Source organism: Bacillus sp. CCNWLW194, from assembly GCF_037120585.1.
Taxonomy (GTDB): Bacteria; Bacillota; Bacilli; order Bacillales; family Bacillaceae_G; genus Bacillus_A; species Bacillus_A basilensis.
In genome coordinates this window covers 77,109-102,069 of sequence record NZ_JBBBBL010000014.1, presented here as the reverse complement: position 1 = coordinate 102,069, position 24,961 = coordinate 77,109, and the positions used below count along the sequence as shown (strand labels likewise).

Below are 24,961 nucleotides of genomic sequence, written 5' to 3'. Positions count from 1 at the left end.
ACTTATTTTATTAACCATACACTCATTACCGAATAGAGTTGCTGTAAATTTAATGGTTTACTTATATAATCTGAAGCACCAGCAGATAAACATTTTTCCTTATCATTTGGCATTGCTTTAGCAGTTAATGCGATAATAGGTATTTCATGTAACTCTAAATTCATTCGGATATTTTCCATCGTTTCATAACCGTCCATATTTGGCATCATAATATCCATTAAAATAAGGTCGATATTTGTATTGCTTTTTAGCACTTCTAAACACTCTATGCCGTTTTGTGCAGTAATAATGTTGGCATGTTGTTTTTCTAATGCATTTTGTAATGCAAATATATTTCGATGATCATCATCGACAATTAAAATGGTTTTCTCTTGGAAGACGTTATTTGTTTCTGGAGTAACGATAGTTTCCTCGACAACTTCAGCAGGAATAACTTCATCTATCGTTGCTGCGATTTCTAAATTGGATAACTGTATATCATGTAATCCATTTGGAAGGTTAGGAATATATACTGTGAAAGTACTGCCTTCTCCTACATGACTCTCTAACGTAATCCAACCACCTAATAATCTAGCAAACTCTTTACAAATGGATAAACCTAAGCCTGTACCACCATACTTCCGAATCGTTGCACCATCTGCCTGTTGAAAGGCTTCGAAAATAAGTTGATGCTGTTCTTTAGCGATACCAATACCAGTATCTTTTACTGAAATTGTAATCCAATCTTTACTTACAGACTGCATATCATGACTTAAATTGGTTGTTTCTATTGAATCGAAATGTAAAGAGACGGATCCTTTTTCTGTGAATTTAAATGCATTGGATAATAAGTTTTTAATAATTTGCTCAATCCGTTTTGCATCTGTATAAAACAGATCAGGAATGGTATTACTGTCTTCAACAGTAAATTCAACATTTTTTTGTGCAGCTATATGTAAAAAGTTTTGATGCATACTTGCTGCCATGTCACTTATGTTCGTTGCTTCAAAAATGACGTCTAGTTTTCCGGCTTCTACTTTAGATAAATCTAGTATGTCATTAATTAAAGTAAGTAAATCTTTCCCTGATGAATGAATGACGGTTGCTAATTCAATTTCATCATCGGATAAATGATTATCATGATTTTCTCTTAACATTTCAGATAATAGTAAAATACTATTTAATGGTGTGCGTAATTCATGTGACATATTTGCTAAGAACTCTGATTTGTATTTTGAGCTACGTAACAACTCACTTGCTTTTTCTTCTAATTCTGATTTAGTAATTTGTAAGTCAGCTGTCTTTTGTTCAGCTTCTTCAGTTCTAGACTCTAATTGTTCATTCGTTGTTCGTAATTCTTCGGCTTGCATTTGTAGTTCTTCGGCTTGCGTTTGTAATTCTTCTGATTGAACTTGCAACTCTTCTGTCATTGCTTGTGATTCATGTAAAAGAGTTTGAATTCGCATACGTCCCATAATGCTATGGATTGTTAAACCTAGATTATCAACGGTTTGTTGAATTAAATCTTGATGTAAGTCTGAAATCTCAGTTACACTTACTAACTCCATTACTGCGATCACTTCATCCTCAAATAAGATAGGGATGACTAGTAGATTTTTAGGACGTATTTCTAATACGCCGCTAGTGACATAACGAAACTCTTCGGGTATGTCCCTGAGAATAAAACTTTTCTTTTCTAAGGCAGACTGTCCAATGAAACCTTCACCCATTTTAATGGATTGTTTTCCAATATCAGCACCTCGATCGGCGAAAGAAGCTTTCTTCACATAGTAGACAGTGTCTTCAATTTCTTCACGTACATAGAATGCACCGCAAGAAGTTTGTGTTTTTTGTATAACTCCACTAAGAATTTTTTTACCTAACATCTCAATAGAAGATACACCTTGATACATTAAAATTAATTCTGCAAGCTCGGTTTGTAACCATTCTCTTTTAGATATTTCGTCTAGTAGATGGTTCGTTGTATGAGCAAGATCTTTTATTTCATCCCGCGTGTTTACATGAATTCTTTCCGTAATTTTTTCTTTAGAAGAAATAGATTTAATAGCTTGAATTACATTTTTAATCGTTTTTGTAATGGAATTAGAAATATAAAGTGAAACGATAATGGAAATACAAGAAAGTAAGAACAATAAACTGTATAACCAAATCTCTAATTTATTATTTTCAGTATCTAATTGTGTAGCTCTTTTTTTCGTTAATTGCTCCTCAGTGCTGCGGAAGTCAGTTAGCTGTGATTGCAATGATTGGATTTCGGTAGTGTCGATTTCTTTTATGTTATTACTATTATGATTTGCAATTAACGGGTGAATTTCTTTATTCATCCAACTAGTAATGTTTTCGTTAATTTGTTTTAATTTTTCTTGCTGAGATGGATTATCTTCTAATAAAGAAAAAAGATCATGGTAATGTTTTTCATAATCTCTTTCGGCAGAGTTAAGAGATTGCAGATAGTTCGCGTTATTAGAAGTGATAAATCCTTTCGCTTTATTTTCAATTGTTAGCAGTTCTTTCTCCACTTGATTCGTTAAATTAAGAACTTTAAAATCGTGATCAATAATAAAATTACGAGATTTTTGTAAATTGGAAATCTCATTGTTTAACATAATGAAAGAAATAAGTAAGAACAAAATGATAACTAAATAACCAGCCATAATTTTGTAGCGAATACTAAATTTTGCTTTCGAGTTCATTAAAAATTCCTACCTTCAAGATTAGTAAAAGCTTTCTATTGTAAAGAATGAAAAACGTAATATATATTATATCAGTTTTCCTAAGGCCAAACTAGAAATCCCCCTATTGTATTAGGGGGTCTCGTTTTGAATAGAGGAAATCACTTTGAAATAACCATATATGAAAAGTAAAGATCGAGGGAATAGGGGATAACAAAACTGTTAAGAAGGAAAGAGTGTACTTAAAGCTCTTTTTGCATCTATTCCTTCAAAGATAAATAATACAAGCTCTCTCTTTTTTACAGTAAGGAAAAAGGATACTAATGTGCTTAAGTTTTTAATAGAAGTAAGTGTTCCGTGTTTACTTATAAATAAATTCGTTTGAAACGTTGTCATCAAAGCATAAAAATGATGAATCTGAGTTATTGTAGGTGTTTCATTATAAAGAATAGTAGTAGAGTGAATGGCATTCATCGAAATATTCCTTTCCATATAGTAAGCATAACAATATAAACATACCCGTTTTAAAAAATGTTAAACATATAAACGTAAAAAAATATAATTATAGTTTTTTACGTTTAGAAAGCGTTACGAAGGGTATACATATACTACAAAGAGATTGAATGAAGATGAATTGTAAGATTTCTAGTCTATAAAAATATACTTTTACTTTAAATAAAAAGGAGTCTGGTATACATGAATGAAATGATGATTGATATTACATTTGATTTAATTTACTTGTTAAGTAGTTCGCTTGTAATGCTTTTACTATTTGCTTTTTTCGTAAATGGTTATGTTAATAAGAAGATTAGTGTATACAGAAATGAAGAAAGATAAAGATACATTATATAAAACTTTAGGAGGTTAATAGTTATGAATGTAGATAGAAAAATAGTAGGTGTTTTTAGAACAATTGATGATGCGGCGTTCGTTATTAATGAATTAAAAGATAAAGGATACCCGGCGGATAACATTTCAGCTATTGCAAAGGATCAAAAGGAAATTGAACATCTGGAAGAAAAATCGGGTGAAAAAGTGAATCATGAAACTGCGCATAAAGCAGATATCTTTTCAGCGACAGGGCTTGTAGCAGGAGGAGTAGCAGGCGGACTCGGTGGTTTATTAACTGGCCTTGGTATACTTGCCGTATCTGGAATGGGTCCAATTGTAGCAGCGGGACCTATTGCAGCAGCTATTGGAGGAGCCGGTATTGGCGGAGGAGCTGGAAGTTTAATAGGAGCATTTATAGGATTAGGAATCCCAGAAGAACATGCTAAGAAATATGAAGAGTATATTTACGATGGGAATATATTAATTTTGGTAGATGCAAAATTAGATGATAAGTTAGAAATATATAAAATATTTGATAAGTATAATGCTTATAACTCTGATTTCTTTAAATAATAATTACTTCACATATCAGTTATGAAAAATGTAGACATAGTGAATATCGTTTTTTGATCTTACAACTTTGGCGCGGCCGAGGAGTCGTATGACTATAAGAGAGGAAGGGCTTATAGTAAAAGATCAAGTTCTATTATGTTATTTAAAAGGAAAGAGGTGTCTTTTCGTGATTGTAAAAATATTAAAGGATAGTAGTAATAGCTTCCTTTGTACAGTTCAAAATAAAAATGGAGATCAGTATGTGAAGAAATGGTTTCGTAAACAGAAAAACAATGAAGAATTAGGGCGACCAACTTTTAAAGAAGTAGAAAAGGACTGGAAAGAAAATAGAGAATCTTTTATGTATCCCAATATTAAAGCGCTTTATTAAAATTAAACATAATGCGCGTTTTATTCTTACAAAACTGTCACATTCCTGTAAGGTAATTCAATAGATTCGTTACTTTTTCCATGTCATAATAAAGACATAAGAAAGCTAATTAAAACTACAACTTATTAGGAGAGTGTCAGTCATGATTGTAACAACAACTTCTGGAATTCAAGGTAAAGAAATTATTGAGTATATTGATATTGTAAATGGTGAAGCTATTATGGGTGCAAATATTGTCCGCGATTTATTCGCTTCTGTTCGTGATGTTGTCGGTGGTCGTGCTGGTTCTTATGAAAGCAAGCTAAAAGAAGCTCGTGATATCGCAATGGATGAAATGAAAGAACTTGCAAAACAAAAAGGTGCAAACGCTATTGTTGGTATTGACGTAGATTACGAAGTTGTTCGTGATGGAATGTTAATGGTTGCTGTAAGTGGTACAGCTGTACGTATATAAGTAAATAAAACAGGCTCACCCCTTGAAGTTTATGCTTTGAGGGGATTTTTTTATTTTTCTTTTGTTCATAACTTAAAGTTAAGAGGGAGAAGAGCCGATGTACTAGCCTACTTATTTCAAATGTAGTATATTATTTTCAAAGATAAAAGTAATAATATGGAAATTATATATATTTAACGAAGGTGTTAACTTTATGACAAATAATAAAATTGTTATTTGAGGTACGGAGAAAATTAGTGGTATGAATAACTTTAGAGAGTGTATAGTTGATAGAAATAAACGATGGAGCATGTAAAGAGTTATATTACATAAAATTTATTATGAATGGAGGCGGTTTCAATATGTTTTGGTTAGGGTGCTTTTCAGGATACATTGTAGGTTCCGTTATTACATGTGCTCTACTTTACTTTGGATATAGATCCAGTGAAAACAAAAAAGCGGATATGCGAAAGAGGGAGGAGAGAGAAATCAATAAAAAAGGTGTATAGGATGTGAAAGGTAAGGTGATAGCGTTGATACAAAAATAAAGGACAGTACATATTGTATATGACTACCATGTACTTGTCCTGATTATTGTTTTGGATTATGAGAAGTTGTTTCCTGTCTTACTATAAAATTCATAAGCGAAAAATCCAAATAAATAGCCTATTCCAGCTCCTAAACCAACTGTAAACAGTGAATAATTTGGGGAAAATATGTCGACAATTATACCGATTAAACACCCTACAAGCATTCCCATTGGTATGAAACTATCCAATAAAACTTGAGCCTTTTTTGATTTTTTCTTACCTAATGTGCCGTTGTTATATTTATGCTTCAGCCTTCCAATCACATATACTACAATTCCCCCGGCTATTAAAACAGGAGCAATTGCTGTAAGTAACCACATGTTAGAGTCTCCTTTCACCTTTTAACAGGATTATACCAGATACTTACAATTGGGCATTCCTGAACGTACTATCTAGTCTATTTAAATGGCCAATCAAAAAGACTCCTTCAATTGTAGTTAATAACTCGTCAAAAACACTTTCCCTTTCGTTTTCTCAGCAGATTGAACAACATCAACCGCTGTTTTCACATCCGCTAAGTCATACGTAGAATGTACCGTCATAAAACGTAATTGCTTATTTTCTACTAGACGAATTAAGTGACGAAATGTCTCCTGCCATTTATATGGTGACACTTCTTTATTCCAATGTCGTAAATGAAATATGTTTGCGTGCACTTTTGCTTTCGTGACAATCTCTGCCCAGTTTACTTGTACACCTGATAGAAGACCAATCGTCAAAAAGTGCCCGTTTGGACGTAAGGAAAAAGCTAATTCATCTCCAGCTGGTCCCCCGATAGAATCAATTGCAGCATCTGCACCAATCCCGTTTGTTAATTCCATAACTGTTTCGTGAAGCGGGGCAGTGGAAGTATCTATTACATAATCGGCACCAAGCTGAAGTAATTCCTCTGTATGTTTACTATTTCTTGTCACTGCAATGAGTCGGAAATTCAAAATTTGTGATACCTGTGCAAATAGGTGACCAATAGCGGATCCGCAAGCATTCACTAATAAAACATCATTCCGTTGTAAGTTTAGCGTTTCCGTACATGTAACCCACGCCGTAAGAGGATTAATGTACATTTGTGCCGCTGTGAAATCATCAATGGAATCAGGAATAGGAACTACAAAATCAGCTGCTGTTTTCACATACTCTTGCCAAGTACCTTCTCCGCGTACCGGTAAAACACGTTTGCCAATAAGGTCTTTAGAAACAAAAGCTCCCACATCTTCTACAATCCCAACACCTTCATAACCAGGTATGTTAGGTAAAGGAATTCTATGTGCATACGCTCCGGTTACGGGAATTAAGTCAGATGGATTAATTGGTCTAACTAACATACGAACGAGAACTTCATTCTCTTTTAATGGTTCTATATTTTTATATTCAATTTGTAATACGTTTTTGGGATTGCCAAACTTGTGAAATTGAATGCATGTTCCGCGCAAGATAAATGTTCCCCCTTAGTTTGATTGGGTTTATTATAGCATCTTTAGTTTGAGTAATTATTTCATTAGTACTAAATAAAAGGGAACAGAAAATCTTCTTTTATACTTTGAGGGGGATTTTGATTGTGTAAACTTTAAACAGATATATTAATTATGTAGTATTGTAGAATCGATTCTCTAAACAAGTTATTAGGTATATAGTAATATAAAAAAAGGCGCTCTTGTGAGCGTCTTTTTCCAACTTGAGATAGATGTATCATGCTGGGGTACATAATTTTCGTTTGAAGTTTTCTCACACAAATGATCTGTGTATCAATTTGTTTTTGATATACAGATCATTTGTATGATAACTCTTATAGATAATTGCTGAATAATAATCTTACATAAATGCTTTTAAAAGTTCTTGAACTAATGGAATTACCCCACCTACAAATTTTAAAACTGCCATTGCGATTTCCATATGAGTGCCTCCTTTTTTAATGGTAAGATGTAATGAATCTTTATAAACCTATTATAGTAAGCGCTTACAAATACATCAATGCATTTCGATATGCAATATTTCATATTTGCATTCAGTAATGAGGATAAAGAGGATAAAGAGGAATTAATAATTTATCTCGCTATTTGTGGGGTGGATTGCCTGTAAAAGCACAATTGGTGAGGGTTAATAACCAATGGGGATAGACAAAAGCTCCACTGATTAAAGTTTCACTTTATCAAAATGTAAGCTGCATCTTGTATAATATAATGGTGGAGGTCGAATATGAAAAAAATAAATTCAAATATGGATTTGGATAAAAATGTATTGGAAGCGGTATTTATTCCGAGAAGGTTTATTGTTTTATGGATTACACTCGTATATATAGCTTCACTGCTTTTAGCATTTCGTAATAATATTCTCTCGATGGATAGTTTCTTCTTTACAATGGTCATTGTAATTCATACTGTTTTTCATTGGTATGCTAGTTCATTAAGGAATAGGCAATTGTTATATTTCTTTTTTGTACAACTGTTCATTGTGTTTTTGGCTGCATTCATTGCATCAAATGCTTCGATAGCAATTTTTGTTGGATTAACCCCTATTTTAATTGCCCAAAGTCTATATGTTTATCACAATATATTTAAAGTAATAGCAGTTTTTACTCTTATGTATGCAATATTTTGTACTGCAATTAGTATAAATTATGGTGTGAATAAATTAGCTATTCTTATCTCTATGTTTCTGTTAGTGTTAGCAATTATTATTCCTTTTTCTTATATTAATAAGCAGCAATATGATGCACGGAATCGTATACAGAGCTACCTTCAAGAGTTAGAGTCTGCATATATGAGAGTAGAAGAATTGACATTAGCTAATGAAAGACAGCGAATGGCAAGAGATTTACATGATACGTTAGCGCAAGGTTTAGCCAGCTTAATTATGCAATTGGAAGCAATAGATGCCCATATGCAGAAAGGGAATACAGGACGATCTCAAGAGATTATGAAACAAACTATGATAAGGGCGAGACAAACTTTACATGATGCAAGGTTGGTTATTGATGATTTGCGTCATACTACTAATTCATTTAATGAAGCAGTAGAGGAAGAGATTCAACGTTTTTCTGAGGCTACATCTATACAAGTGAGATTTACTATTCAAAGTCCCCCGCATATTTCAAACTTAATAAAAGAGCACTGTTTATATGTAATTAGTGAATGTTTAACAAATATCGCAAAACATTCACAGGCCACAGATGTACATTTAAAAGTTGAATATATCAGTGATCTTGAACAACTTACTATTGAAGTTGAAGATAATGGAATTGGTTTTGACACTAGATATATCGGTAAGAATCCTGGACATTATGGTTTAATTGGTTTAAATGAGCGTGTTCGATTGATTAAGGGAGAAATACATATATTAAGTGAAAAGATAAAGGGTACGAAAGTGTATATTCAAGTGCCTATAAATAAAGAAGGAGATGGCCATGAAGCATAACGTATTAATTGTAGATGATCATTTCGTTGTAAGAGAAGGTCTAAAATTAATAATAGAAACGAGTGATTCATTTCAGATTATAGGTGAGGCTGCAAACGGAGAAGAAGCCCTTTCTTTCATAGAAGAAAAGAGACCTGATGTTATTTTAATGGATTTAAATATGCCTAAAATGAGTGGTTTAGAAACAATCGAGGCTTTGAATAAAAAAGAAAATCAGACGCCGATTATTATATTAACTACTTATAACGAAGATGAATTAATGTTAAAGGGAATCGAGCTAGGAGCAAAAGGATATTTGCTAAAAGACACAGATCGTGAGAATTTGTTTCGAACATTGGAGGCAGCTATTCGAGGTGAAATTTTACTACAACCAACTATTATGGAAAAGATAGTGAATTATAAAAGGAAAGAAATACATACTGATAAGGTTGAAGGAAACAATTTAACAGAAAAAGAATTGTTTGTGTTAAAAGCCATTGCGCGCGGATATAAGAATAAAGAAATTGCATTCGATATGGGGATAGCTGAGCGAACGGTAAAAGCGTATTTAACAAATATATACAATAAATTAGGTGTTAATTCACGGTCAGAAGCAGTAGCTGTATCTATTGAAAGGAAGTTAATTCATTTTTAAAATATTATATATGCCCAATCGTACATTATAGGCCTGCCCTTTTGTACGATTTTTTTATTTCTTTCTCATGTTATGCTTCAGAAAGTATGAGCGATTTAAGAACAATCTAATTGCATTACAATTACAGACGTTTCTAATGTAGGAAAGGAAGAAGAATAATTAAATGACAACTTTGTTTTTAATTTTTGTAGTAATTTTCTTTATCTGGCTGCAAAGCAAACAAAGAAAATTAAACTGGATAGATATTATAACTTTTCTAATGATGATAGGGATTATTACTTATACGGCGCCGCAACCAATGACTAGGGATTTACAAGCAGAGTTACTGGCAGTTACGCTTTTTTCTTTCGCTATTGGTGTTTGGCAAGGTGGGGGAATTACAGTCTGTTATGAGGATGAAATTTTATATATTACAAATGGAAAACAGTATTCCATTTCATGGATTCTCTTAATAATTGGTAACATAATTATTATTAATATATTTGAAGGTGGATTTACACTTAATGGATTGTGGGTTATTTTGTGTAGCATTGTTATTGCATCTGGGGTGAAAAAAGGTATTCTATGTATTCTGTACAAATTAACAGTGCGAAATTAAATATAAAAAAGGATATTTTTTTATCTTAATATAGAACGTATTACTGTAAGTTCATCAAAAGATTGTAGTCGATAAAAACGAGAAGAAAGAATGGGGGAGGTAGCTTAGATGTTTCTACCTATTACTACATTTGATAGGTTTAGTTGGCTAGGGAATATTGCTTTCTCTTCAGAAAAGGTTAGCAGGAATCGGGTGTTTTCGGTGGCAGAAGAGAGCAATGTTAACTTATATAAAAAGAAATGTATAGGTTCAATTAATAATATGCATCAAAAAATAACGATAGATTCTGTGGAATATGATGATAATTGTGTGTTGGGCCGTGCAGAACCTCATTCAACAATTGTCATAACAAGTGGAGATATGTATGTTGGAAGCGGACGGGTCAATAAGTATGGGAAGTTTAAAATATACACGAATGATTATCTGGGAGGGGATTTAGTAATAGAGATTCAGTTGATAATGGGTGGTTTTTATCAAGAGAGTATAACGGTAAAGGTAGAATGTTCAAGATAGGATTATTTCTTTCCACCGCTAAATAAAAAGGAAGCAACCGTAGTTGCTTCCTAAACCTATTAAGCCGAAGCTTTCTTCATTCTCTCAAGTAAACTAGATAACACATGCGTACGATACGATTCTAGTTTTTTACCTTCATAAGTACGGATACCTAATTTTTTAAGTTCTTTTACATACCAACCTTTGCTTCCGAAATACATGTGATCGCTCCCCTTCAACTTTGTTTTTTTTGTTCTGATTGTACTTGGAGGTACAGGTAATATAATGAAGGAAATGAATTTCGCGCGAAAATGGTTAACTTTGTTGCAAAAGACATATATACTAAAGATAGTATACAACGAGGTGGACAAGACGTGATTATAGAGAAGCACGAAATTCAAATTGACCAAATTACGAGCGGTAAAGTGAATATCTTTACTTTCTATAGAAATAGAAAGCAAATTGATGATCATTTTTTACGATTGCAAGAACCATCGCTTACAGCAAACTACTTCTTCCATTTTCATTTTGATGCAGAGAGCTTGCATCTACTACAGGAAGAGTTTCCAGGCGTATATCCGTACGACGGTAGTGAAACGATTCACGGCTGGACGGAAAAGATGAAAGCAGAATTGCAACATCAGATCCAAACAGGTAAATGGAATAAACGCGTACGTATCGGTAATCGCATTCTAGATGTGGTGTTTACGTGGTGTGATGAAGATATAGTAGAGTGAAAAAGAAGCGGATGACGCTTCTTTTTTTAGCGCTGGAATAAAACGAGCTTACCTGCAGAAGATGTGCAGCGATGTGTTTTTTCATACAATCCTTTTTCTTGTAAAATAGATTCACCTTTTGCTTTCGCTTCTTTTTCAGTTGCCGCCTCGAATGATTCGTCGAATGCTTTAGAACCATCTTTTTCAAAGACTGTTAGAACGTATACTCCCATGAAATTCCCTCCAATAATAAAAATCAGAATCTTATAACTATTTTGGCATAAATCATTAGAATATGCAAAGAAATATATGACATTGCGTGTTAAAATAGAGTGAAAGTTTTATGGACACTAGATTTACTATTTGTAGTAAAGTACGGAAAAGAAAGGATCGTTATTTGTGAAACAAGTGAGGTTTATACATGCGGCTGATTTGCATTTGGATAGTCCGTTTAAAGGGATGGAGATGAATGTACCGCAGTCTGTTTGGGAGAGAATGAAGCAAAGTACGTTTGAATCGTTCGAACGTATTATTGATAAAGCGATTCAAGAGCGCGTTGATTTCGTATTACTAGCCGGGGATTTGTATGATGCGGAGACGAGAAGTTTGAGGGCGCAAGTGTTTGTGCGTGAGCAAATGAAGAGACTTTCGCAGTACGATATCCCTGTTTTTATTATTCACGGTAACCATGATCATTTAGGGGGAAGCTGGGCAGCGATTGAGTTTCCGGAAAATGTTCATGTGTTTACAGAGCCTTATGTAGAAGAGAAATCATTTTATAAAAATGGAGAGCTATTAGCTTCTATTTACGGGTTTAGTTATTTGCAGCAAGCGGTAACGGATAATATGACAGCGCAGTATACGAAAATGAGTGATGCGCCTTTTCATATTGGCATGCTTCACGGAAGTGTGGAAGGAGATGCAGAGCATAATCGCTATGCACCGTTTCAAATTCGTGAGCTGAAAGAAAAGCAGTTTGATTATTGGGCTCTTGGCCATATACATAAACGTGAAATTTTATCAGAAGAGCCATATATTATTTATTCGGGGAACATACAAGGGCGTCATCGTAAGGAAACAGGTGAGAAGGGTGCGTACCTTATTGAACTTACGAAACAAGGAACGCATTGCTCATTTTTCCATACGGCGGATGTTGTATGGGATGAGACAGAAGTAAATATTGATGGGCTTGAAACTGTCGATGACCTTATGACGGCAGCATCAAGTGCGATGAATGAGTGCCGAAGAGCAGAGGAAGGGACGCTACTAACTGTCGTATTCACAGGACAAGGCCCACTTTCTCCTTATTTGCGTGATGAAAAGCGTGTGGAAGAGATTTTTCATATTTTAGCGTCTGGAGAAAAGCGAAAAGATTTCGTATATGCGATGAAGTGGAAAAATGAGACGGTTTCTTTTGCAGAAATCGAGCGTTTGAAAGAAGAAAATCATTTCGTCGGTAATGTGCTGAAGGAGTTAGAAGCTTTCACAAATATGGACGGCGTGATGCGCACGATTTGGACATCTCCTGTAGCGCGTAATAGTATTGAATCTTTTACAGAAGAAGAGAAGAGAGAGATTCAAAAGGAATCGGAAAATATTATTTTAGAGCAATTATTCCAGCAAGAGAGGGATAAGAAATGAGAATTGAAAAACTCCATATTTATGGATACGGAAAATTAGAAAATGTGGAAATGGATCTTTCCTTCCTGACGGTGTTGTACGGTGAAAATGAAGCGGGGAAATCGACAATTCGCTCGTTTATGAAAAGTATTTTATTCGGTTTTCCAATGAGAGGACAGCGCCGTTATGAGCCGAAAGAAGGCGGAAAGTATGGCGGTGCGATGACTGTACAAACAGAGAAGTACGGTCGTTTGAAAATTGAACGATTGCCAAAGACGGCAGCTGGTGAGGTAACCGTTTATTTTGAAGACGGGAAAACGGGCGGCGAAGAAATTTTACACGATATATTAAGCGGAATGAATGAAAGTTTATTTGAATCGGTCTTTTCTTTTGATATGCACGGTCTTCAAAACATCCATCAGCTTGGCGAATCGGATATCGGCAATTATTTATTTTCGGCAAGTGCAGTCGGAAGTGATGCATTATTGCAGCTCGATAAAAAATTAGAAAAAGAAATGGATCAGCGTTTTAAGCCGAGTGGTCGTAAGCCGGAAATTAACGTGTCACTGCAAGAGATGAAGAAGCTTGAAGAGAAGATGAAAGAGTGGCAAGGGAAAATTGGCACGTATGAAAAACAAGTCGAGCAGTTAAAAGAAAGTGAAGAGAAACTAGCGTCTGTTCGCGCGGAGAAAGAGAGTGCGGAAAAACGAAAGCAAGATTATGAAATATTAGCAGCGCTTGAGCCTCTCGTTATTGAAAAGCGAGCGCATGAGAAAGTGTTAGAAAACGAGAATGGGCGGTTTCCTGTAAACGGAATGGCGCGTTATGAAGCGATTAAGGCGAAAATGGAGCCGCTTCAGTTGCAAGTTGATTCGCTCCATAAAAAAATAACGAATGTGCAATCGGAAATAGAATCGATTCAAATAGATGAAGAGTTTTTACAAAAAGAAAGTTACGTGGAAGAACTTCGTATGCAGCATATGTCTTACGAAAATGCACGCCAAGAAATGCGTGATATGACAGGAACGATTACGAATATAAAAGAAGAACTGGCAGAACTAGAGCAACAAATTGGTGCTACTTTTGAAAAAGAAACAGTCCTTTCGTTTGATATGAGTTTGGCAACGAAAGAATTGATTACGCAAACAGTGCAAAAGGCACGCGAGTTAGAAACACAAAAAGTACAGCTTGATGATCGCTTTAAAGTAGCGCAGGAGCAATTAGAAGAACAAGAAGAAAACATAAGACAGATTAAGCAACAAATGTTAGCGGATGAAGAACGAAACACGTTAGTTGAGAAAGAAAAATCATTTCAAGATGCGGCGTTTATCGGTATGGGCGCTGAGCGAATGAAGCGCAAGTATGAGGAAAAAGCAGGAGCGGCGATGCAAAAGAAAAAACAGTGGCAAAGGGTTTGTCTTCTGTTACTTCTTATTAACACAGGCATTTTATTCACGAGCTTATTTATGGACAACCGCCCGCTCTTATTTATTAGCGTCATTGTTTTTGTAGGAATTGTTCTTGCCCTTGTTTTATATAAAGATCCGTCAAGTGGATTACAAGAAGAACTTCTAACTCTTCAGCAAAGTGCTGGCGGAAGACAAAGTGAAGAAGCAATGTCTGTGCGCTATCAGTTAGAAAAAGACGAAGAGGTTCGTAAGCTATTTGAGCGAGAGTCTTATAAATTGCAGCAGATGGAGCGAGCATATGATAAAGTCGTTTCATCGTATGAGGAATGGGAGAGAGAGACGTTCCGCGTCAGCGAACAAGTAGATGCATATAAAACGCGCTATATGTTCCCTGATTTTTATGCGTATGCGCATATATTGCCGGCGTTTGAGCGTATGGAAAAAATGCAGCAATTATATCGTGAATTAGAGAAGCAAGGCGAGCGGAAATCTTCATTATATGAAATGATTTCGCAATTTGAACATAAACTAGAAACTGTTATCGGTAGCGTGGAGTATAGTAAGCTGCACGCAGCACAAAGTCGTATGCAACATGAGAAAGAGAAGCGCCAAACTTGTAAGCAGTTAAAAGAGAAGCTAGCTGAATGGCAAGAAGAATATGAGTTCATGCAGGAGCAATTGAAACAACTATTAGTAGAACGAGATGGATTATGGCATATCGCAGATTCTACAGATGAAGAGATGTTTTTAGAAGCAGGTAAACTGGCAGAAAAACGTGAAGATGCTGAGAAACAAGTAGGGCGTTTATTACCGCAAATTGATCTGTTAGAACAACGCTTAACGAGTTTATCATTAGCTGAACATTATGAGGCTGACGGTTATGATGAAAAATTAAAGCAAGAAATCACAGCCGCGCAAAACTGTCTTACGAAAGAGAAAGAACTGACAGAGCGCATTGCGAAACATCGTATGGAAATTGCGAATTTAGAAGAAGGTAGTACGTACGGTGATTTAATGCACGAATGGGAAATGAAAAAAGCGCAAGTGCGTGAACAAGTGAAGAAATGGGCTGCTTATGCGACCGCAAAGACAGTGTTAACAAAAACGAAGCAATATTATCATGAAGTACATCTTCCTCGTATTTTACAAAAATCAGAAGAGTATTTCATCTATTTAACAGGCGGACGATATAGTAAAATCTTTTCACCGTCAGAGGCGGAACCTTTTATTGTGGAACGTAACGACGGTATGCGTTTTTACAGTCATGAACTAAGCCAAGCGACAGCAGAGCAGTTATATTTATCGTTACGATTTGCATTAGCGAAAACATTCGAGCATGATTATCCATTTATTATTGATGATAGTTTCGTGCATTTCGATGCGATAAGAACGAATCGCACAATTGAACTAATAAAGGAAATTGCGAAAGATAGACAAGTCATCTTCTTTACATGTCACGCTCATTTATTATCGTTCTTTACAGAAAAGCAGATTATAAAATTAACACATAAGCGTAAAGAAAATGAGTTGTAGTGTGCTATACTAAAAGTAACTGATTTGGTGGAGGAATTCGAATGAAAAAGAAAATTGCAGAATATGAAGTTGGTGAACAAGTCGATGTTTTCTTGTTAATTAAAACAGCGACAAAAGGTCTAGCAAGCAATGGGAAGCCGTTTTTAACAGTAATCCTACAAGATCCAAGTGGGGATATTGAAGCGAAGCTATGGGATGTATCACCAGAAGTTGAGAAACAATATGTAGCAGAAACAATCGTTAAAGTAGCTGGTGATATTCTAAACTACAAAGGACGTATTCAATTACGTGTGAAACAAATCCGAGTTGCGAATGAAAATGAAGTAACAGATATCTCGGACTTCGTAGAAAAAGCACCAGTGAAAAAAGAAGATATGGTCGAGAAAATTACGCAGTACATATTTGAAATGAGAAATCCAAACATTCAGCGTCTAACAAGACATTTATTAAATAAGCATCAAAACGAATTTTTAGACTATCCAGCAGCGACAAAGAACCATCACGAGTTCGTATCTGGACTAGCTTATCATGTCGTATCGATGCTGGATTTAGCGAAAGCTATTGCGGCTCTATACCCATCATTAGATAAAGATTTACTATATGCAGGTGTTATTTTACATGACCTTGGTAAAGTAATCGAATTATCTGGCCCAATTTCTACAACATACACGTTAGAAGGAAATTTACTTGGCCACATTTCTATTATGGTGAACGAAATTGGTAAGGCAGCAGACGAGCTACAAATCGATGCAGAAGAAGTATTAATTCTTCAACACATCGTTCTTTCTCACCACGGAAAAGCAGAATGGGGTAGCCCAAAACCGCCATTAGTAAGAGAAGCAGAAATTCTGCATTACATCGATAACTTAGATGCAAAAATGAACATGATGGACCGTGCATTAGGACGCACAAAACCAGGTGAATACACTGAGCGTGTCTTTGCACTTGATAATCGTTCGTTCTATAAGCCAACGTTCCATAATTAATAGTGTGAATAAAGTGGCCTCATTAAGTGTTAATACGCTTAGTGAGGCTGTTTTTTTATTAAAAATGAAATAGTTAAAAGGAAATAATTGAAGAAGAGTCATTGAAAAGGGTAGGTTCTAAACATGCAAAAAAATGAGTTAGAACAGAAATTATTACAAGAAGAGGTACCAAAGGATTTATATAGTTTAAAGGGTGGATTACCAAACGAATCGTATTGTTTAAATGAATAGAATGGAGTATGGGAAGTCTTCTAAAGATAGTACAGGATTTTCAGCTATTGAATACGCTAGAAAATTCCCATATAGATCAAGTTTAATTGAAAGGATGGAAAAAATATGAATCAAAAAGAGCCTATTGAATTTATTGAAAAAGCTGGGGCCTGTATTGTTTCAAAAAATATAATAAATGAAACAGGAAAATTGAAATGGATATTGAGAGAGCAATCAATAGATGCGGTAGATAATGGTTGGAGATTTTTTTCAGAAATTGATGATGATGATTATATTAATGATCCTGATAATTTAGTAGTATGTGATTTTAATACTGTAGCAAATATTGAACCGGCCATTCTGGGAATATACGAACTACCAATAGGTAGTGATTTACAATTAGTTTCTGAAAATGGAAAAATAAGATTTGTTGATAATTTAACTGGTAAAGAAGTTTGATGAGAATACGAAAATCTAAAGACAACAAGGTAAAATAGTTCGAGGAGATGTAAATTTACCAAGTGTGAGTTCATTAAATATCTTCGAAAAGAATATAAAATATTATAGTAAGCAAGGAACAAAGAGTAATCTTAAGACATTTAATTCTGAGACAGAAGCATGTGAATACTTCTATACTAGTTTAATTGAGATGTTAAAAGGCATGGGTGTAATTTAAACCTGAAATAAAAGGGTATTTCCGTTTGGGGATGCTCTTTTATTTTATTAACTTTATTTCACATACACATGGGTGCTATTTGCAATTAAGCAGATTTTATTTTACATGGACATTATTATACTAATCTAAAATTTCTGTTTTTAAATTTTTTTCTTTTTATCTCATGATTTTAATTGGGGAAAGGGAGGAAAGAAATGGTTCAAATCAAAGTGACACCTGAAATGCTAGAAGAAGTTGCTAATCGTGCAAGTAATACCCGAATCGCATTAGAATCTATACATAATAATTTATGTAATGAAATTGATCATTTGTGTTTTCAATGGATTGGTGCCTCTAATCAACAATTCATTCAAATGTTCAATGATGCGCGACCAAAAGCTTTTACATTTATCAATTCACTTGTACAAGTAGAAGAAGATTTGAAACGAATCGCTGAAAAATTTCGCAATGCGGATGATCAAGATGTTACAACGGAAGAAGGTGCAATGTGTGGTAAACCTTCTTCGGAGGAAAAAGGATTTGATGGTGGAAAATTAGCTCGTGACATAACTGGAGAATTGACCGGTGAATATGATCTCAGACGTGTTTGGGATGGCGTAGATCCCTCGACAGGCGAGAAAATTTCATGGTTGGATCGAGTTGGAGCTGGTGGAATGATGGTTTTGGGTATTACACCAGTTGGAAAACTTGCTAAGGTTGCTAAAGGTGCTAAGATGACTGCCAAGGCTGTTGAAAGCGCTAAGGCAGCTGAAGCTGCTAAATCTATTAGGGCTGCTGAAAATTATAAAAACCATCTTGAAAGACAAGATAAAGTATTATCTCGTAATGGTGCATACCGAAAAGCGAAACGTGATGCCGCAATTCCTAATTCTACTCCGCATCAAAAACCTGTTCATGTGTATGATGGAACAAGTGAAAATAGATGGGTAGAGGAATATACTAATTTTAAGGGGCAAAAGAGATTTATTGTTGAGCATCAAGAAGATAAAATGGGAAGAGGTCCTCATTTTCATATTGCAACAAATAGAAAAGGGAATCCAATGGATAAAGGAAGATATAATCAGCTTGACGGACATTATCCAGAAGATTTTGTCGGGTATAAAAAACAGGAAAAAAATAAAAAATTAAAGGTGTGAAAAAGTTTGAGTAATTTAAATAAAAGTCGCATGGAGATTCTTAAAAGAAAAGCTCGAAGAAAAGAACTTATAAATGAACTATCTAGTCTTGTTACTGTTTCTGAAGAATCATTTATGGATGCCGAAACAAATGATTTATTTTGTAAAGGATTATTTAGTAAGCTAGAAAAAGTTTCAGACAAAAAGAAAATTGGTGATACCAATTATAAAGAAAATAGAAAGCTCTCAATAGAGCTATTAAGTGAACTTATTAATAGCATTAATTTCCCAGTTAACCAAGGGAGATTATTTTTCTTTACAGAATATGACCTTGAAGCAGTTGAACTGAATATTGATGAAATATTTGATAATTTAGAGGATTTATCAATCAAATCAGGTTTTTTAATTGGCAGTGGAGATTTTGTATTAGTTGGTGATGATTTAGATTTCGGCTTATGTATTGAGAGAACGGAATATTACTATGAATTCAGTATGTGGGGATTAGCGAAAATTTAAAGTATGACAATAAACAAAACCACCTTTTTAATAGGTGGTTTTGTCTACTATTTCACATATAAAGTGGCTTCATTTTCCACAACTTCAACCTAGAAATCAGGAAATCATTTTCCTCGGACAACGCCAAACATGAAATTCAATATAAATAAAGGGGGCCTTATTTATGGCAATATGTTTATTAATGACTAAAGAATTTGAGAATGAAGAGATAGTTGTTTATCAATACTATCCTTCTGAATCACCCGCTAAAATAGGTAAGATGCACTATAATAAAAAGGAACGAATGTTTTATGACATAGAGCAAGCTCCAGTGGATTCATTAAATATGAGAGAACATTATTTTAATTGTGCGTGTATTAGGATTGTGCGATGTCTTAGAAAGAACGAGGAATTTCCAGATAGCATGGCATATCAAGCATAATGAAACGAACATAAAAGAAGCCGCTCAACAGGACAGCTCTTATTTTACTTAACCTCATACCACCAATATCTACGATCAAGGCATTCTTTTATTCCATTAAGTTGCCCATTAGGTGTTTCGTAGGGGGAGCAAGCTCCTGATTTGATGATGTTTGGTTTTGTTGATGGCGTTGCAACTTTAATCTAGATTGAAGGTTCTTTTCTCCACTCATGTTTTTAAAATTTACTAAACCATTCTCCAGTCCAAAATGTTATGCAATAAAAAAATGTCTCGAATTTGAGATATTTCTCTTGCTTTTTAATCACTTGAGGTGTAAAGTGATAGTAACGAAAGCGATTGAGTCATATGGAAAACATACACTCAGTTGCTTTCGATAAAAAACAAAGTAAGTTATGCAGTAAAAACTAAGATGAATTTACAAAAATATAATTAAGAATAAATTGAAACGTTAAAAACCATATTAGTTGTGGAAAATGTCATTTTTTTAGTTATCACTTGACTAGTAAAACGAAACGGAGGAATAAACAATGTATGAAATTAAAGGGCATCATCACATTTCGATGGTTACGAAAAATGCAAATGAAAATAATCACTTTTATAAAAATGTACTTGGTTTACGTCGCGTGAAAATGACAGTGAACCAAGATGATCCATCAATGTATCACTTATTTTATGGAGATAAAACAGGAAGTCCAGGTACGGAATTATCGTTTTTCGAAATTCCTTTAGTAGGAAAAACGTACCGCGGTACGAATGCAATTACTCGAATTGGATTACTAGTTCCTTCAGAGGATAGCTTGCATTACTGGAAAGAACGATTTGAGAAATTTGATGTGAAACATAGTGAAATAACAATATATGCAAATCGTCCTGCTTTACAATTTGAGGATGCTGAAGGTCTTCGCTTAGTACTACTCGTTTCAAACGGAGAAAAAGTGGAGCACTGGGAAACTTGGGAGAAATCAGAAGTCCCTGCAAAACATCAAATTCAAGGAATGGGTTCTGTGGAAATGACAGTTCGTAGACTTGATAAAATGGCGAGTACACTTACAGAGATGTTTGGTTATACAGAGGTTAGCCGCAGTGAAGATGAAGCAATTTTTCAGTCCATTAAAGGAGAGGCTTTTGGAGAAATCGTTGTGAAATATTTAGAGGGTCCTACTGAAAAGCCGGGCCGCGGTAGCATTCACCATTTAGCAATTCGCGTGAAAAATGATGCAGAGCTTGCTTATTGGGAAGAACAGGTGATACAAAGAGGTTTCCAATCTTCAGGAATCATCGACCGTTTCTATTTTAAAAGCTTATATTTCCGCGAATCAAACGGAATCCTATTTGAAATTGCAACAGATGGACCAGGATTTACAGTTGATGGAGATGTGGAACATTTAGGAGAAAAACTTGATTTACCACCGTTCTTAGAAGATCAGCGTGCAGAGATTGAAGCGAATTTAGCACCTATTGAAGAGAAGTAATAGAAGAGAAAATATAATTTTAAAACCATTGGAGGAATATAAAATGAACCAATTAAAAGGAATTCACCACGTTACAGCGATTACAAGTAGTGCAGAAAAGAACTATGAGTTTTTCACTCACGTTTTAGGAATGCGTTTAGTTAAAAAAACAGTAAACCAAGATGACATTCAAACGTATCATTTATTCTTTGCAGATGATAAAGGTAGTGCAGGAACAGATATGACATTCTTTGACTTCCCAGGTATTCCAAAAGGAGTACACGGTACAAATGAAATTTCAAAAACGTCATTCCGAGTGCCAACTGATGCAGCGTTAGCATATTGGGTGAAACGCTTTGACCGTCTGGAAGTAGAACATACAGGCATTAAAGAGCAATTTGGTAAGAAAACTCTATCTTTCGTTGATTTCGATGATCAACACTATCAATTAATTTCTGATGAATTAGATAAAGGAATCGAATCAGGTACACCATGGCAAAACGGTCCAGTTCCATTAGAATATGCAATTACTGGTTTAGGACCTGTATTCATCCGTATTGCAAACTTTAGTTTCTTCAAAGAAGTATTAGAAAAAGTTCTATTATTTAAAGAGGTTGCGCAAGAAGGAGAATTCTATTTATTTGAAGTGAACAAAGGTGGAAACGGTGCATCTGTTATTGTAGAACATAATACGGTTCTTCCAGAAGCACGACAAGGTTTTGGTACGGTTCACCATGCTGCATTCCGCGTAGAAGATCGCGCTGTATTAGAAGAATGGATTGAGAGAATCAGTAGCGTAGGGCTTCCTTCATCTGGCTATGTAGACCGTCACTTCTTCGAGTCATTATACGCAAGAGTTGCACCACAAATCTTATTTGAATTTGCAACAGATGGCCCAGGATTTATGGGAGATGAGCCATACGAAACACTTGGCGAAAAATTATCTTTACCTCCATTCCTAGAGCCAAAACGTGAAGAAATCGAAAAATTAGTTCGTCCAATTGATACAGTGAGAAGTACGAAAGAATTTATTAAAGAGTAAAAATAGAGATAGTAAGTAGGAGAGCAAGTAGTTTTAGCTGACAGCTGAAATTGCTTGCTTTTTTTATTTTCGCTTTATAAGTATATTGAATAAAATAATTGACTTACTTTTTATATGTAACTATAATAGTTACAAAGCAACCTTTAATAATGGTAGTGAGTAATATTTTTTTAGTATAATTGTAACTGGTATGGTTACAATTAAAATTAATCATAAAATAACCAAAAAATGTAAAAACTTTAAATAGCAATTTGAGAAAGGAGACGGGAATGTTGAAACGGTTTAAGTTTTATATGATTAGCGGTATTGTGCTCGTTTTGTTAATTGTTTGTAACTTCGTTGATAAGCCGATTGCGAAGGTTGGAGAAGTGAAAGATACTGTTATGATGAAGATAAATACGAAAGAGAGTATGGCGCAGATTGACGGACAGACAATTTATTTTAAGCAAATTGGTGAGGGAAAACCTCCTTTACTTATGCTTCATGGGTTTGGTGGTTCATCTGATGGATTTAGTGATATTTATCCGGAACTGGTGAAGGATCACACGATTATAGCGGTTGATATTTTAGGATTTGGGCGTTCATCTAAGCCGGTTGATTTTCAGTATTCGTTTCCTGCGCAAGTGAATTTATATTATAAGTTAATGAAGAAGCTCGGATACGATCAGTTTGCGGTGCTCGGTCATTCAATGGGCGGAGAGATGTCCCTTAATTTAGCGTATTTATATCCGGACGCAGTGACGCATCTCGTTTTAGCAGATTCTACAGGAATTGAGTCTTTCCAGCAAAAAGAAAGTTATGAAGTGCCGCCGCTATCGACAGACTTACAAACGGTAACAGAGATTACGGACTATAATAAAAATGCAGTGAAAAATAGCCGCGATGATAAAGAGCATTATGATCAGCTTACGAAAATGAGAGAGCGCCGCATTGCGATGGAAGCCGATAAAATTAAGGTGCCGACTTTAATTATATGGGGACGACACGATAAGAGCGTTTCCTGGAAAAATGGTGAACTGTATCACCAGCTATTTGCAAATAGTACGTTCCATATTATTGAAAAAGGATATCATGCGCCGTTTCGCCAGGAACCAATTGAGTTTATGGAGTATGTACAAGCGTTCTTCGCGAAGAATCCACAATAAAATTTTAAGCATAAATGCACTTCTTTCCTCATACAGTGAAACTAATAAGGCTTGTCTAAGGAAAGGAATGAAGTTGAGTGGAAACTTTACCATGGTGGGTGTATCTTGTAATCGTTGGGATCGTATTAAGTGGCTACATGGTTTTATATACTTCAAAAAAAGAGCAAGAGATGGATAATGAGTTTATTGAAAAAGAAGGCGAAGTTTATATGAAGCGCTTAGAAGAAGAGCGAGAGAAACGTAATCAGGATAGTGATAAAGATTCTGTATTGCTTTAATAGAAATTTTGAAATGCTACCATCTAGTAGAACTTTACATATAGGTGGTAGCATTTTTTCTTTATACGAAATTCATCATGAACTTTTATTGATGGTATTTATATATTTTTTTCCTCATAAGAATGGAACTAGCGGGGTATTTTACTGGGGGGGGATTAACAATGCATAGGGATGAAACTTCATTACATCCGGATACAGGTGTTACATCTGTAATGTTTGTTGAGCGTTCATTAAATGAAATTCGTTTTTGGTCTAGAATCATGAAGGAGCATTCTCTTTTTCTTCGCTTGGGATTTAGATGCGAGGATACGCAACTAATCGAAGAGGCGAATCAATTTTATCGATTGTTTGAACATATCGAACAAATAGCGCATTCCTATACAAATGAAACAGATCCTGAGCAAATCAAAAGATTTAATGCAGAAGTACAACAAGCCGCAACTAATATTTGGGGATTTAAACGAAAAATTTTAGGCTTGATTCTCACATGTAAATTGCCAGGACAAAATAACTTTCCACTGTTAGTTGACCATACAAGTAGGGAAGCTGATTATTTTAGAAAACGTTTAATGGAATTAAATGAAGGAAAATTAGATGCCCTTCCTGATGCTATTATTAAAGAAAATGTTTTCTTTTTGAGGATTATGGCAGACCATGCTAAATTTATTGGTCATCTTCTTGATCCATCAGAAAGAAAGCTTGTAGATACAGCACGGAATTTTAGCAATGATTTTGATGCATTAATGTATCAAGCAATTGACTTAGAATCTATGAAACCACAATCCCAAACTGTCCCTCTTTTAGATCAATTTTTAGATCAAAATCGTGTGTCGGTTGCATCTCTTCGGGATTTTAAGAAAACAGCACGTGACTTAATTGAGCAGTGTAAAATAAAGAGTATCATCCACCCATTATTGGCAGACCACGTTTTCCGTGAAGCGGATAGATTCCTTGAAATCATTGATATGTATGATGTTCATCTTACAAATATTCAATCACAACCTAGATATTAGAAGATAAGGAAAGATACTATTTTGCTTTCAGCTGACAAGTTAACAATGTATTGTTAGCTTCTTTTTTTTGATGAAAAGGTTTGAAAATGAAACTTTACGTTATTCTTTCTGGAGAATGATAAGAAAGGATAGCGTATTTTTTATGCCTCATTTAGTCTTTATTAGTATTAATTCTTTGTATTATTGTTCGGGAAATTATTATAGAAGAAAAATATATGGAATTGAC

27 protein-coding genes and 2 pseudogenes are annotated in these 24,961 nt (G+C 34.7%); 21 read left to right on the top strand and 8 right to left on the bottom strand.

Going from position 1 to position 24,961, the window contains the following annotated elements:
* Positions 1–2: 2 nt before the first annotated feature.
* The gene (locus V7S50_RS26065; RefSeq protein ID WP_242255679.1) at positions 3–2,693 is read right to left on the bottom strand and encodes an ATP-binding protein; all 2,691 of its coding nucleotides are present in this window, start codon (positions 2,691–2,693) and stop codon (positions 3–5) included.
* 201 nt (positions 2,694–2,894) lie between these two features.
* Positions 2,895–3,146 (bottom strand): hypothetical protein, encoded by a 252-nt coding sequence (locus V7S50_RS26060; protein WP_242255747.1) that lies wholly within the window; start codon positions 3,144–3,146, stop codon positions 2,895–2,897.
* A gap of 222 nt (positions 3,147–3,368) precedes the next feature.
* Here V7S50_RS26060 and V7S50_RS26055 point away from each other — a divergent pair, with 222 nt between their 5' ends.
* From V7S50_RS26055 to V7S50_RS26040, 4 genes are all read left to right on the top strand, one after another.
* Positions 3,369–3,509 (top strand): hypothetical protein, encoded by a 141-nt coding sequence (locus V7S50_RS26055; protein ID WP_016089038.1) that lies wholly within the window; start codon positions 3,369–3,371, stop codon positions 3,507–3,509.
* Positions 3,510–3,545: 36 nt separating this feature from the next.
* Positions 3,546–4,076: a general stress protein gene (locus V7S50_RS26050; RefSeq protein WP_242255677.1), complete on the top strand. Its 531-nt coding sequence runs from the start codon at positions 3,546–3,548 to the stop codon at positions 4,074–4,076.
* A gap of 166 nt (positions 4,077–4,242) precedes the next feature.
* Positions 4,243–4,446, top strand: coding sequence for a DUF4028 family protein (locus tag V7S50_RS26045; protein ID WP_063222075.1), 204 nt, complete (start codon positions 4,243–4,245; stop codon positions 4,444–4,446).
* 142 nt (positions 4,447–4,588) lie between these two features.
* On the top strand, positions 4,589–4,900 hold the full coding sequence (locus V7S50_RS26040) for a YbjQ family protein (protein ID WP_000637510.1): 312 nt from the start codon (positions 4,589–4,591) through the stop codon (positions 4,898–4,900).
* 583 nt (positions 4,901–5,483) lie between these two features.
* Here V7S50_RS26040 and V7S50_RS26035 read toward each other — a convergent pair.
* The 3 genes and pseudogenes from V7S50_RS26035 to V7S50_RS26025 all read right to left on the bottom strand — a co-directional run bounded on the left by V7S50_RS26035 (position 5,484) and on the right by V7S50_RS26025 (position 7,463).
* Positions 5,484–5,789, bottom strand: coding sequence for a hypothetical protein (locus V7S50_RS26035; protein ID WP_242255675.1), 306 nt, complete (start codon positions 5,787–5,789; stop codon positions 5,484–5,486).
* Positions 5,790–5,906: 117 nt separating this feature from the next.
* A complete protein-coding gene (locus V7S50_RS26030) occupies positions 5,907–6,902 on the bottom strand; it encodes a zinc-dependent alcohol dehydrogenase family protein (RefSeq protein WP_242255745.1) in 996 nt (331 codons plus the stop codon).
* A 376-nt stretch (positions 6,903–7,278) separates the two neighbouring features.
* Positions 7,279–7,463, bottom strand: a pseudogene (locus tag V7S50_RS26025) (hypothetical protein).
* Between the two features lie 199 nt (positions 7,464–7,662).
* Between V7S50_RS26025 and V7S50_RS26020 the strand changes: the two are divergent.
* From V7S50_RS26020 to V7S50_RS26005, 4 genes are all read left to right on the top strand, one after another.
* The gene (locus tag V7S50_RS26020; RefSeq protein WP_242255673.1) at positions 7,663–8,880 is read left to right on the top strand and encodes a sensor histidine kinase; all 1,218 of its coding nucleotides are present in this window, start codon (positions 7,663–7,665) and stop codon (positions 8,878–8,880) included.
* Complete coding sequence (locus V7S50_RS26015) at positions 8,870–9,514, top strand: response regulator (RefSeq protein ID WP_242255671.1); 645 nt, start codon at positions 8,870–8,872, stop codon at positions 9,512–9,514. The genes V7S50_RS26020 and V7S50_RS26015 overlap by 11 nt, the downstream gene beginning before the upstream one ends.
* Positions 9,515–9,677: 163 nt before the next feature.
* Entirely contained in the window at positions 9,678–10,112 is a 435-nt protein-coding gene (locus V7S50_RS26010) for a hypothetical protein (protein ID WP_242255669.1), read from the top strand.
* Between the two features lie 108 nt (positions 10,113–10,220).
* Positions 10,221–10,625, top strand: a complete 405-nt coding sequence (locus V7S50_RS26005; protein WP_242255667.1) for a hypothetical protein — start codon at positions 10,221–10,223, stop codon at positions 10,623–10,625.
* Between the two features lie 59 nt (positions 10,626–10,684).
* On the opposite strand, the gene V7S50_RS26000 is transcribed toward V7S50_RS26005, so the two are convergent.
* Positions 10,685–10,825, bottom strand: a complete 141-nt coding sequence (locus tag V7S50_RS26000) for a YflJ family protein (protein WP_000273536.1) — start codon at positions 10,823–10,825, stop codon at positions 10,685–10,687.
* A gap of 153 nt (positions 10,826–10,978) precedes the next feature.
* On the opposite strand from V7S50_RS26000, the gene V7S50_RS25995 reads away from it, so the two are divergent.
* Positions 10,979–11,341: a hypothetical protein gene (locus V7S50_RS25995; RefSeq protein ID WP_142254740.1), complete on the top strand. Its 363-nt coding sequence runs from the start codon at positions 10,979–10,981 to the stop codon at positions 11,339–11,341.
* A 26-nt stretch (positions 11,342–11,367) separates the two neighbouring features.
* Here V7S50_RS25995 and V7S50_RS25990 read toward each other — a convergent pair whose 3' ends face one another.
* Positions 11,368–11,553, bottom strand: a complete 186-nt coding sequence (locus V7S50_RS25990; protein WP_242255665.1) for a YhzD family protein — start codon at positions 11,551–11,553, stop codon at positions 11,368–11,370.
* Between the two features lie 166 nt (positions 11,554–11,719).
* Between V7S50_RS25990 and V7S50_RS25985 the strand changes: the two genes are divergently transcribed.
* The 7 genes from V7S50_RS25985 (at position 11,720) to V7S50_RS25955 (ending at position 19,806) form a co-directional block, all read left to right on the top strand.
* Entirely contained in the window at positions 11,720–12,961 is a 1,242-nt protein-coding gene (locus V7S50_RS25985; protein ID WP_242255663.1) for a metallophosphoesterase family protein, read from the top strand.
* Positions 12,958–15,882, top strand: a complete 2,925-nt coding sequence (locus V7S50_RS25980) for an ATP-binding protein (RefSeq protein ID WP_242255653.1) — start codon at positions 12,958–12,960, stop codon at positions 15,880–15,882. The genes V7S50_RS25985 and V7S50_RS25980 overlap by 4 nt, the downstream gene beginning before the upstream one ends.
* A gap of 41 nt (positions 15,883–15,923) precedes the next feature.
* Positions 15,924–16,868, top strand: coding sequence for a 3'-5' exoribonuclease YhaM (gene yhaM, locus V7S50_RS25975; protein WP_242255651.1), 945 nt, complete (start codon positions 15,924–15,926; stop codon positions 16,866–16,868).
* A gap of 336 nt (positions 16,869–17,204) precedes the next feature.
* Positions 17,205–17,537 (top strand): immunity protein Imm33 domain-containing protein, encoded by a 333-nt coding sequence (locus V7S50_RS25970; protein WP_242255649.1) that lies wholly within the window; start codon positions 17,205–17,207, stop codon positions 17,535–17,537.
* A gap of 411 nt (positions 17,538–17,948) precedes the next feature.
* Complete coding sequence (locus V7S50_RS25965) at positions 17,949–18,890, top strand: WXG100 family type VII secretion target (RefSeq protein WP_242255647.1); 942 nt, start codon at positions 17,949–17,951, stop codon at positions 18,888–18,890.
* A gap of 6 nt (positions 18,891–18,896) precedes the next feature.
* Positions 18,897–19,385, top strand: a complete 489-nt coding sequence (locus V7S50_RS25960) for a YxiF family protein (RefSeq protein WP_000067596.1) — start codon at positions 18,897–18,899, stop codon at positions 19,383–19,385.
* A gap of 163 nt (positions 19,386–19,548) precedes the next feature.
* Positions 19,549–19,806 carry a hypothetical protein gene (locus V7S50_RS25955; protein ID WP_000952063.1) on the top strand — a complete coding sequence of 86 codons (258 nt, stop codon included), beginning with the start codon at positions 19,549–19,551 and terminating at the stop codon, positions 19,804–19,806.
* 44 nt (positions 19,807–19,850) lie between these two features.
* Here V7S50_RS25955 and V7S50_RS34135 read toward each other — a convergent pair.
* Positions 19,851–19,967, bottom strand: a pseudogene (locus V7S50_RS34135) (N-acetylmuramoyl-L-alanine amidase C-terminal domain-containing protein); the annotation flags it as partial.
* 366 nt (positions 19,968–20,333) lie between these two features.
* On the opposite strand from V7S50_RS34135, the gene V7S50_RS25945 reads away from it, so the two are divergent.
* The 5 genes from V7S50_RS25945 (at position 20,334) to V7S50_RS25925 (ending at position 24,735) form a co-directional block, all read left to right on the top strand.
* Positions 20,334–21,278 carry a ring-cleaving dioxygenase gene (locus tag V7S50_RS25945; protein WP_242255645.1) on the top strand — a complete coding sequence of 315 codons (945 nt, stop codon included), beginning with the start codon at positions 20,334–20,336 and terminating at the stop codon, positions 21,276–21,278.
* A gap of 43 nt (positions 21,279–21,321) precedes the next feature.
* Positions 21,322–22,299 (top strand): ring-cleaving dioxygenase, encoded by a 978-nt coding sequence (locus tag V7S50_RS25940; protein ID WP_001072541.1) that lies wholly within the window; start codon positions 21,322–21,324, stop codon positions 22,297–22,299.
* A gap of 272 nt (positions 22,300–22,571) precedes the next feature.
* Complete coding sequence (locus tag V7S50_RS25935; RefSeq protein WP_242255644.1) at positions 22,572–23,444, top strand: alpha/beta fold hydrolase; 873 nt, start codon at positions 22,572–22,574, stop codon at positions 23,442–23,444.
* 77 nt (positions 23,445–23,521) lie between these two features.
* The gene (locus V7S50_RS25930; RefSeq protein WP_000449229.1) at positions 23,522–23,722 is read left to right on the top strand and encodes a sporulation YhaL family protein; all 201 of its coding nucleotides are present in this window, start codon (positions 23,522–23,524) and stop codon (positions 23,720–23,722) included.
* Between the two features lie 161 nt (positions 23,723–23,883).
* Positions 23,884–24,735 carry a DUF2935 domain-containing protein gene (locus V7S50_RS25925; RefSeq protein WP_000554487.1) on the top strand — a complete coding sequence of 284 codons (852 nt, stop codon included), beginning with the start codon at positions 23,884–23,886 and terminating at the stop codon, positions 24,733–24,735.
* The last annotated feature ends 226 nt before the right edge of the window (positions 24,736–24,961 follow it).